The organism is Pseudoroseomonas ludipueritiae (assembly GCF_014490445.1).
GTDB lineage: Bacteria > Pseudomonadota > Alphaproteobacteria > Acetobacterales > Acetobacteraceae > Pseudoroseomonas > Pseudoroseomonas ludipueritiae.
In genome coordinates, this window is record NZ_JACTUZ010000171.1 from 1 (window position 1) to 9,168 (window position 9,168).

8 protein-coding genes are annotated in these 9,168 nt (G+C 70.0%); all 8 read right to left on the minus strand.

The genetic code is table 11. From position 1 onward, the window contains the following. Positions 1 to 73: 73 nt before the first annotated feature. Positions 74 to 985, minus strand: coding sequence for a D-alanine--D-alanine ligase (locus IBL25_RS22335; RefSeq protein ID WP_187780697.1), 912 nt, complete (start codon positions 983 to 985; stop codon positions 74 to 76). Beyond that, entirely contained in the window at positions 982 to 1,878 is an 897-nt protein-coding gene (gene murB, locus IBL25_RS22340) for a UDP-N-acetylmuramate dehydrogenase (RefSeq protein ID WP_187780698.1), read from the minus strand. Before murB ends, IBL25_RS22335 begins: the two co-directional genes overlap by 4 nt. Positions 1,879 to 1,886: 8 nt before the next feature. Further along, positions 1,887 to 3,320 (minus strand): UDP-N-acetylmuramate--L-alanine ligase, encoded by a 1,434-nt coding sequence (gene murC / locus IBL25_RS22345; protein ID WP_187780699.1) that lies wholly within the window; start codon positions 3,318 to 3,320, stop codon positions 1,887 to 1,889. 6 nt (positions 3,321 to 3,326) lie between these two features. Continuing rightward, positions 3,327 to 4,436 (minus strand): undecaprenyldiphospho-muramoylpentapeptide beta-N-acetylglucosaminyltransferase, encoded by a 1,110-nt coding sequence (gene murG / locus IBL25_RS22350; protein ID WP_187780700.1) that lies wholly within the window; start codon positions 4,434 to 4,436, stop codon positions 3,327 to 3,329. Then, complete coding sequence (locus IBL25_RS22355; RefSeq protein ID WP_187780701.1) at positions 4,433 to 5,560, minus strand: FtsW/RodA/SpoVE family cell cycle protein; 1,128 nt, start codon at positions 5,558 to 5,560, stop codon at positions 4,433 to 4,435. Before IBL25_RS22355 ends, murG begins: the two co-directional genes overlap by 4 nt. Continuing rightward, positions 5,560 to 6,933, minus strand: coding sequence for a UDP-N-acetylmuramoyl-L-alanine--D-glutamate ligase (gene murD / locus IBL25_RS22360; RefSeq protein ID WP_187780702.1), 1,374 nt, complete (start codon positions 6,931 to 6,933; stop codon positions 5,560 to 5,562). The genes IBL25_RS22355 and murD overlap by 1 nt, the downstream gene beginning before the upstream one ends. After that, the gene (gene mraY, locus IBL25_RS22365) at positions 6,933 to 8,021 is read right to left on the minus strand and encodes a phospho-N-acetylmuramoyl-pentapeptide-transferase (RefSeq protein WP_187780703.1); all 1,089 of its coding nucleotides are present in this window, start codon (positions 8,019 to 8,021) and stop codon (positions 6,933 to 6,935) included. Before mraY ends, murD begins: the two co-directional genes overlap by 1 nt. Continuing rightward, the coding region (locus IBL25_RS22370) for a UDP-N-acetylmuramoyl-tripeptide--D-alanyl-D-alanine ligase (protein ID WP_187780704.1) at positions 8,018 to 9,168 on the minus strand (1,151 nt) is incomplete at its 5' end. The genes mraY and IBL25_RS22370, both read right to left, overlap by 4 nt.

The following is a 9,168-nucleotide window of genomic DNA, read 5'->3' on the forward strand; positions in this document are numbered from 1 at the left end:
CGGCGCGGGCGCGCGGGGGCGGGTGCCCTCGGCGGCCAGGCGGGAGCGCGGCGCGCCGCGCATCGATGCAGGGTTACGGGCCATGGCGAGCTTCCTGCACCATCCACGCGCACAAGTCGGAGAAGCCGATGCCACGATAGGCGGCCTGCTCGGGCACCAGGCTGGTACGGGTCATGCCGGGCTGCGTGTTGACTTCCAGCAGCACCACGCGGCCGGTGGAGTCATCATATCGCAGATCGGCTCGCGAGACGCCACGACAACCAAGCGCATCATGCGCGGAACGTGCGATGCGCATCGCTTCCCGCGCCACATCCTCCGGCACCTGCGCCGGAATGGTGTGCCGGCTGCCGCCATCGGCATACTTCGCATCATAGTCGTAGAAGGCATGGCCGGTGCCGATCTCGGTCACCGCCAGCGCATCCTCGCCCATCACCGCCACGGTCAGCTCGCGGCCGGGGATATATTCCTCGGCCATGATCTGCGGCCCGAAGCGCCAGTTGCGCGCCACCTCGGCGCGGCGGTTGTCGCCCTCGCGCAGGATCTCGACGCCGACGGAGGAGCCCTCGTTCAGCGGCTTCACCACATAAGGGCGGGGCAGTGGGTCGGCGGCTTCCAGTTCCTCGGCACTGACGACGCGGTGCTCGGCCAGCGGCAGGCCGGCGGCGGCAAAGACCGCCTTGGCCGCGTGCTTGTCCATGGCCACGGAGGAAGCCCGCACGCCGGAATGCGTGTAAGGAATCTTAAGCCAGTCCAGCACGCCCTGGATGCAGCCATCCTCGCCGAAGGGACCGTGCAGGGCGTTGAAGACAGCATCCGGCTTCTCGCGCTGCAGGGTGGTGATCAGCGCGGAAAGATCCTGCGTCACTTCCACCGGCAGCACCTCGAAGCCGGCATCGCGCAGGGCCGCGATGACCTGGGCGCCGGTGGCCAGCGAAACCTCACGCTCCGAGGAAAAGCCGCCATGCAGAACAGCGATGCGCTTCACGACAAAGCCTCCCCGATCCGCTTGATCTCCCAGTCCAGCGTGATGCCGGACATGTCGCGCACCTTTCCGCGCACTTCCTCGCCTAGCCCTTCCAGCTCGGCAGCCGTGGCCTCGCCCAGGTTGAGCAGGAAGTTGCAGTGCTTTTCCGAGATCTGCGCGCCGCCGCGCTTCAGCCCGCGGCAGCCGGCGGCGTCGATCAGGGCCCAGGCCTTCCTGCCCGCTGGGTTCTTGAAGGTGGAGCCGCCGGTGCGGGCGCGCACGGGCTGGGTTTCCTCGCGCGCTGTGCGGATGGCGCGCATCTGCTCGGCGATGCTGTCCTTGTCGCCCGGCTTCGCGTGGAAGCGCGCGCGCACCACCACGCCGCCTTCCGGCAGCGCGGCATAGCGATAGGCGAAGCCGAGTTCCCCGGCAGAAAGCCGCAGCAGGCCGGTGGGCGTCGCGACCTCGGCCCAGTCCAGCACGTCCTTCACCTCGGCGCCGTAGGCGCCGGCATTCATGGCGACGGCGCCGCCGATGCTGCCGGGAATGCCGGACAGGAAGGCGAGGCCATCGAGACCCGCTTCCGCCGCATGTTCCGCCACCGTTGCATCCAGCGCGGCGGCACCGGCCACGATGCCATCGGCTTCCACCGCGATGTCGGAAAAGCCGCGCGCCAGCTTCAGCACGATGCCGCGCACGCCGCCATCCCGCACCAGCAGGTTGGAGGCGGCGCCGATGGTGATCAGCGGCATGTCGCGCGGCTTGTCGCGCAGCAGCAGCAGCAGGTCGTCCACATCGGCCGGGCGCACCAGCCAGTCGGCCGGGCCGCCAACGCGGAACCAGGTGATGGCGGCCAGCGGCGCATCCTGCTGCACGCGGCCGCGCAGCGGGGGAAGGGTCGTGCTCTCCGCCATGCCGGGCTTCAACGCTTCCCCCCGGCCACGCGCGGGCGCGGCTGCAGTTCCATCAGCTTCTCGGGCAGGGCGGCGGCCCAGGTGGTGATATTGCCGGCGCCGAGGCAGACCACATAGTCGCCTGGCTTGGCGATGGCGTTGATCATCTCCGGCAGGCTGTCCGGCCCGGGCAGCGGCACCACGGAGCGATGGCCGTGGGAGCGCAGCCCATCCACCAGCGCGTCGCGGTCGAAGCCCTCGATCTTCTGTTCACCGGCGGCATAGACATCGGCCACAATCACCGTGCCGGCGTCATTCATGCACTGGCAGAAATCCTCGAAGAGCTGCTTCAGGCGCGAATAGCGGTGCGGCTGCACCACAGCGATCACGTCCCGCGCGCCGGCCTGCCGCGCCGCCTTCAGCACGGCGGCGATTTCCACCGGATGGTGGCCGTAATCGTCGATCACCTGGATGCCATTGGCCTCGCCCACGCGGGTGAAGCGGCGCTTCACGCCCTTGAAGCCGGCCAGCGCCGAGCGGATCGTGCCCTCGTCGATATCCATCTCGATGCCGACGGCGATGGCGGCCAGGGCGTTCTGCACATTGTGCTGGCCCAGCATCGGCAGGCGCATCGGCTTCAACTGGCGGGTGCGGCCGGTGGCGCGGTCATGCACCGTCACTTCGAAGGTCGCGCCCATGCGGTCGGTGATCAGGCGCTCCGCCCGCACATCGGCCTGCTGCGAGAAACCATAGGTGATCAGGCGGCGATCGATGGAGGGGATCATCGCCTGCACATTCGGGTGGTCGGCGCAAAGCACCGCGAAACCGTAGAAGGGGATGTTGCCGACGAACTGGGCGTAGCCCTGCTTCATCGCCTCCTCGGTGCCCCAGTGGTCCAGGTGCTCCGGGTCCATGTTGGTGACAACGGCGGCCACGGCGGGCAGGCGCAGGAAGGAGCCGTCGCTCTCATCCGCCTCCACCACCATCCATTCGCCCTCGCCCAGGCGCGTGTTGGTGCCATAGGCATTGATGATGCCGCCGTTGATCACGGTCGGGTCCAGCTTCGCCGCTTCCAGCACGGTGGCGACGAGGGAGGTGGTGGTGGTCTTGCCATGGGTGCCGCCGATGGCGATGCCCCACTTCAGCCGCATCAGCTCCGCCAGCATCTCCGCGCGGCGAACCACGGGAATGAGGCGGGAGCGGGCGGCGACCACCTCGGGGTTGTCGCGCTTCACGGCGGTGGAGGTCACGATCACCTGCGCCGCGCCGATATTGGCGGCGTCATGGCCGATCATCACGTTGATGCCGGCCTCGCGCAGCCGGTCGATATTGTAGCCCTCGGCGATGTCGCTGCCCTGCACCAGGTAGCCGAGGTTGTGCAGCACCTCGGCGATGCCGGACATGCCGATGCCGCCGATGCCGACGAAGTGGATGGGCCCGATATTCAGCGGCAAGGCGCGCATGACAAACTATTCCTGAAAGCCACGCGCCGCGGCGCGGGAGAGTACGAGGTCGGCCAATGTAGCGGCGGCCTGCGGCGCCGCCAGCGCCGCAGCCGCGGCGGCGGCGCGCGCCAGTGCGTCCGGTGTTTCCAGCAGGTCCTGCAAAGCCTTGGCCAGGGCGGCCGGCGTGAAGTCCCGCTGCGGCACCACCTGCGCAGCGCCGGCATCGGCCAGGGCGCGGGCATTGGCGGATTGGTGGTCGTCGATGGCGCCGGGCAGCGGCACCAGCAGGCTGGGGCGCCCGGCGCAGGCCAGTTCCGCCACCGTGGAAGCGCCCGCGCGGGCGATCACCAGATGCGCGGTGGAATACAGCCCGGCCACATCGCCGAAGAAGGGCGAAAGCTCGGCCGGGACATGCAGTTCCTCATAAGCGGCGCGGACGCGCGGCAGGTCCTCCGTGCGGCATTGCTGCACGACCGAAAGCCGCTGCCGCAGCGGCGCCGGCAGTTCCGCGACGGCCGCCGGCACCACGTCGGAAAAGATGCGGGCGCCGAGGCTGCCGCCCAGCACCAGCAGGCGCACCGAGCCCTGCGGCTGGATGAAGCCCTGGCCCGCCAGCGCGGCCACCGCCGGGCGCACCGGATTACCCACCGCCACCTGGTTCGCGCCCGCCGGCACGCGCTGGGTATTGGCGATGGCCAGCGCCAGCGCATCGGCGCCGCGCGAGAGCAGGCGGTTGGCGCGTCCGAGAACCGCGTTCTGCTCGTGCAGGATGGTGGCGGGGCGCTTGCCGCCCAGCATGCGCGCGGCCAGCAGCGGCGGCACGGAGGGATAGCCGCCGAAGCCCACCACCGCCTGCGGCTTCAGGCGCAGCAGCAGCTTGCGGGCCTGCATGGTGCCGGCCACCAGCGCCGCGGCGCCCTTGGCGGCCCGCAGCATGCCACGCCCGGCGAGGCCCGCGCCTTGCAGCACGAAGCGCTCCGTATTGGCGAAGACGGCGCTGCCATAGTCGGCGCTGCGCGCATCCGTCATCAGCGCGATGCGGTGGCCACGGCGCAACAGCTCCGCCGCCAGTGCCTCGGCGGGGAAGAAATGCCCGCCGGTGCCACCGGCGGCGATGACGATGGGGCGCGTCATTCCTCGTCCTGCGCGGCGCGCGAGATGCGGCGCCGTGTCAGCGCCAGCAACATGCCCGCGCCCAGCGCCACGGCGATGACGGAGGAGCCGCCATAGGAGATGAAGGGCAGCGTCATGCCCTTGGTCGGGATCAGGTGCAGCGTGGAGGCCATGTTGATGAAGGCCTGCAGCCCGAACTGCGTCAGCAGCCCGGTGGCGCCGAGGATGATGAACATGTCGCGCTCGCCCAGCAGCCGCAGCAGGCCCCGCAGCACGATGAAGCCGAAGATGCCGAGGATCAGCAGGCAGATCATCATGCCGAATTCCTCGCCCGCGACGGCATAGACGAAGTCGGCATGGGCGTCGGGCAGCATGGCCTTGAGCCGGCCCTCGCCAGGGCCCACGCCCAGCAGGCCGCCATGGCCGAAGGCTTCCATGGCCACCGTCACCTGGTAGGTGTCGCCCGAGGCGGGGTCGAGGAAGCGGTCCAGGCGGTCCCGAAAGTGCGGCATGGTGAAGTAGGCGCCGATCGCGCCCAGCACGCCCACCACGCCGCAGCCCGCCACCAGGATGATGTTGATGCCGACGACGAAGAGCTGCGCGCAGAAGACCGAGGCCACCACCATCAGCATGCCCATGTCCGGCTGCTTGGCCAGGGTGCCGATGATCAGGATGAACAGCGCGCCCACGGCGGCATAGGCGCGCCAGCCGTAGTTGCGCCCTTCCGCCAGCAGCCAGGCGGCGACCACGGCGAAGCAGGGCTTCATGAATTCGGAAGGCTGGATGGTCAGGCCCGGCAGGTGCAGCCAGCGCCGCGCGCCCTTGATCTCCACGCCGACGGAGAGCGTCGCCATGGTCATCAGCAGCGCGCCGATGCAGCCCAGCAGCGCCAGGCGCCGCACCAGCTTCACCGGCATCACCGAGATCGAGACCATCACCGCCGTGGCGGCGGCGAGGAAGAAGACCTGCTTCAGGATGAAGATGTCGCGCGAGGAAGCGCCGATGCGCTCCGCCACGCCCGGGGATGCCGCCAGCAGCATCACATAGCCGAAGCCCACCAGCGACAGCAGCGCCGCCAGGGTCCAGCGGTCCACCGTCCACCACCAGCGGCCCAGAACGGAAGTGTCGGCGCGCGAGAGAGCCATCACACGGTTTCCATCAAGCTGGCGACCTGGGCGCGGAAGGCATCGCCCCGCGCATCGAAGCCGGAGAACTGGTCGAAGCTGGCGCAGGCGGGCGAGAGCAGCACCACCGGCGTATTCGTCGCGCGCGCGGCGGCGAGGGCGGCGGGCACCGCGGCCTCCAGCGTGCCGGCGATCTCATGCGCCACGCCGCCGGCGGCGAGGGTGGCGGCGAAATCCTCCGCAGCCTCGCCGATCAGCACGGCATGGGCGATGCGTGGAAACAACGGCGCCAGTGGCGCGATGCCGCCTGCCTTGGGCAGGCCACCCGCGATCAGCACGACACGGTCGTAGCTGGCCAGCGCGCGTTCGGTGCTGTCGGCATTGGTGGCCTTGCTGTCATTGACGAAGGCGATGCCATCGATTGTGCCGACCGCTTCCTGCCGGTGCGGCAGGCCGGGGAAGTCGGCGATGCCGGCGGCGATCTCTTCCCGCGTCAGGCCGAGATGCAGCGCCACGGCGGCGGCGGCGGCGGCATTCTGGGCGTTGTGGCTGCCGGGCAGGGCGCGGGCGGTGTCGAGATCGGTGATCAACCCGTCGTCGTTGCGCAGCGCGCGTTCCTCGGCCCAGACGCCGCCGGATTGCCGCGCCTGGCCGGAGATCCGCACCACCTTGCCGGCGCGGCCGGCGGCGAAATGCGGGCCCCATTCGTCATCCATGCCGACCACGGCGAGGCTCGTGCGGTCCTGCCGGTCGAAGATATGCATCTTGGCGGCGGCATAGCCGTCCATGCCACCATGCCGGTCCAGATGATCGGGCGAGAGGTTCAGCTGCACCGCCACGTCGAAGCGGAGCTGCTGCATCCGTTCCAGCATGTAGCTGGACATTTCCAGAACATAGAGACCCTCGTCACCCAGCAGCGGCAGGCCCAGCGCGGCGGGGCCGAGATTGCCGCCCACCGCCACCTCGCGCCCCGCGCGCTGCAACAGGTGGTGGATCAGCGCCGTGGTGGTGGATTTGCCGTTGGTGCCGGTGATGCCGATGAAGCGCGCGGCGCTGCCGCTGGCCCGCACGGCGCGGAACAGCAGCTCGGCATCGCAGATCACCGGCACGCCGGCCTTGGCGGCGGCCGCGGCGGCTGGATGCACGCATGGCAGCACATGCGGAATGCCGGGGGAGAGCAGCAGCGCGTCGAAGGGGAAGCGCGCCACCTCGGCCGGGTTGCCCACCGGCAAGCCAGCGGCGCTGGCGGCTTCGCGCGCCGCTTCGCCATCGTCCCAGCACAGGATCTCCGCGCCCCATTCCACCAGCCGGCGCGCGGAAGGCAGCCCGGCACGGCCGAGGCCCACCACGGCGAAGCGCTGTCCTGCGAAGGGGAGGAAAGGGGCGGTGCTCATCAGCGGATCTTCAGCGTCGAGAGGCCGACGAGCGCCAGGATCATGGCGATGATCCAGAAGCGGATCACGATGGTGGGCTCGGCCCAGCCCTTCTTCTCGAAGTGGTGGTGCAGCGGCGCCATCAGGAAGACGCGGCGGCCGGTGCGCTTGTACCAGAAGACCTGGATGATGACGGAAACCGTCTCCACCACGAAAAGCCCGCCGACGATGGCCAGCACGATCTCATGCTTGGTGGCCACCGCCACGGCACCCAGCGCGCCGCCGAGGGCGAGGGAGCCGGTATCGCCCATGAAGACGGCGGCCGGCGGCGCGTTGAACCAGAGGAAGCCGAGGCCCGCGCCGATCAGCGCGGACAGGAATACCGCCAGTTCCGCCGTGCCAGGCACGCCGTTGAGCTGCAGGTAGTCGGCGAAGATACGGTTGCCGACCAGATAGGCGATCAGCCCGAAGACGGCGGCGGCCAGCAGCACCGGCACGGTGGCCAGGCCATCCAGGCCGTCCGTCAGGTTCACGGCATTGGAGGCGCCCATCATCACCAGCATCGCCACGACCGGGAAGAGGATGCTGAAGTTCAGCATCGTGTCCTTCAGGAAGGGGATGCTGAGCTTAAAGGCCATGCCGCTGGGCTGGAGGGAGGTGATCCAGATGGCCGCGATCAGCCCCACGCCCGCCTGCACCACCAGCTTCATGGTGCCGGAAACGCCCTTGGTGTTACGCTTGGTGACCTTCAGCCAGTCGTCCCAGAAGCCCAGGGCGCCGTAGCTCAGCGTCACCAGCAGCACGGCCCAGACAAAGCCGTTGCGCAGGTCGGCCCAGATCAGCGTGGCCGGCACCAGCCCGGCCAGCATCAGCACGCCGCCCATGGTGGGCGTGCCCTTCTTGGTCAGCAGGTGGCCTTCCGGACCATCGGTGCGGATGGGCTGGCCGCCGTTCTGGAAGGAGCGCAGCCAGCGGATGATGGCATTGCCGAAGAACAGGCTGATGAACAGCGCCGTCATGCAAGCCGCGCCGGAGCGGAAGGTGACGTAGCGGAACAGGTTGAAAAGGATGAAGCCCTCGGAGAAAGGCGAGAGCAGATTATAGATCACGAGTGCGCCCCTTCGGACTTCAGGGCGCCGACCACCGCCGCCATGCGGGTGCCGAGCGAACCTTTAACCAACACAACATCGCCCGGCCGCACGGCTGCCCGCACCAGCGGGGCAAGCTCCTTACTGGTGGGGACATGGGCACCGCGCAGGGCCTCGGGCAGGCGGTCGTATAGACCACGCATCAGGGGGCCGCAGCAGAAGACGAGGTCCGCATTGCCCACCACATCGGGCAGCAGACCTTCGTGCAGCGCGGGGCCGTATTCGCCCAGCTCCCGCATGTCGCCCAGCACCGCGATGCGCCGCGCGGCCTTCTGCGTGCCCAGCACGGCGAGCGCGGCGCGCATGGCGGGAGGCTGGCCGTTGTAGCTTTCGTCCAGCAGCAGCGCCTCGCCGCCCGGCACAGGCAGGGCGACGCGGGCACCACGGCCGGCGCCGGGGCGGAAGCTGTCCAGGGCCGCGGCGAAGCGGGCGGGGTCAGTGCCCAGGGCCGCGCCGGCCGCGAGTGCCGCCAGGGCATTGACCACCAGATGCCGCCCCGGCGCGCCGATGGAAAGCGTCAGCCGCTGCCCATGCAGCACCACCTCGGCGGTGGAAGACAGCGGGCCGCAATCGGCCGACAGCAGCCGGGCATCCGCCGCCGCATGTTCGCCGAAGCCGGTGACGCTGGCGCCAGCGGCGCGGGCGAGTTCCGCCAGCATGGGGAAGAAGTCGCTGTCGCGCGGCAGCACGGCGACGCCGCCGGCGGAGAGCCCTTCCAGGATATCCGCCTTTTCCGCCGCGATCTCCTCCAGCGAGCCGAGATGGCCGATATGGGCGGCGCCGATCTGGGTGATGACCACCACATGCGGCCGGGCCAGCCGGGCCAGGGGCGCGATCTCGCCCCGGTGGTTCATGCCGATCTCCAGCACGCCGTAGGCGGCCTCGCGCGGCATGCGGGCGAGGGTCAGCGGCAGGCCCCAGTGGTTGTTGTAGCTGGCCACGGCGGCATGGGTGGCGCCGAAGGCCGCCAGCCCGTGCCGCAGCATGTCCTTGGTGGTGGTCTTGCCGACGCTGCCGGTGATGGCGGCGATGCGCGCCGTGCTGCGCGCCCGCCCGGCGGCGCCCAGCGCGGCGAGACCGGCCAGCGTGTCGCCCACCCGCAGCAGCG

Coding starts and splice junctions, on each gene's coding strand:
- murB (WP_187780698.1), bottom strand. CDS start 1,878: ATGGCGGAGAGCACGACCCTTCCCCCGCTGCGCGGCCGCGTGCAGCAG.
- murC (WP_187780699.1), bottom strand. CDS start 3,320: ATGCGCGCCTTGCCGCTGAATATCGGGCCCATCCACTTCGTCGGCATC.
- murG (WP_187780700.1), bottom strand. CDS start 4,436: ATGACGCGCCCCATCGTCATCGCCGCCGGTGGCACCGGCGGGCATTTC.
- murD (WP_187780702.1), bottom strand. CDS start 6,933: ATGAGCACCGCCCCTTTCCTCCCCTTCGCAGGACAGCGCTTCGCCGTG.
- IBL25_RS22355 (WP_187780701.1), bottom strand. CDS start 5,560: ATGGCTCTCTCGCGCGCCGACACTTCCGTTCTGGGCCGCTGGTGGTGG.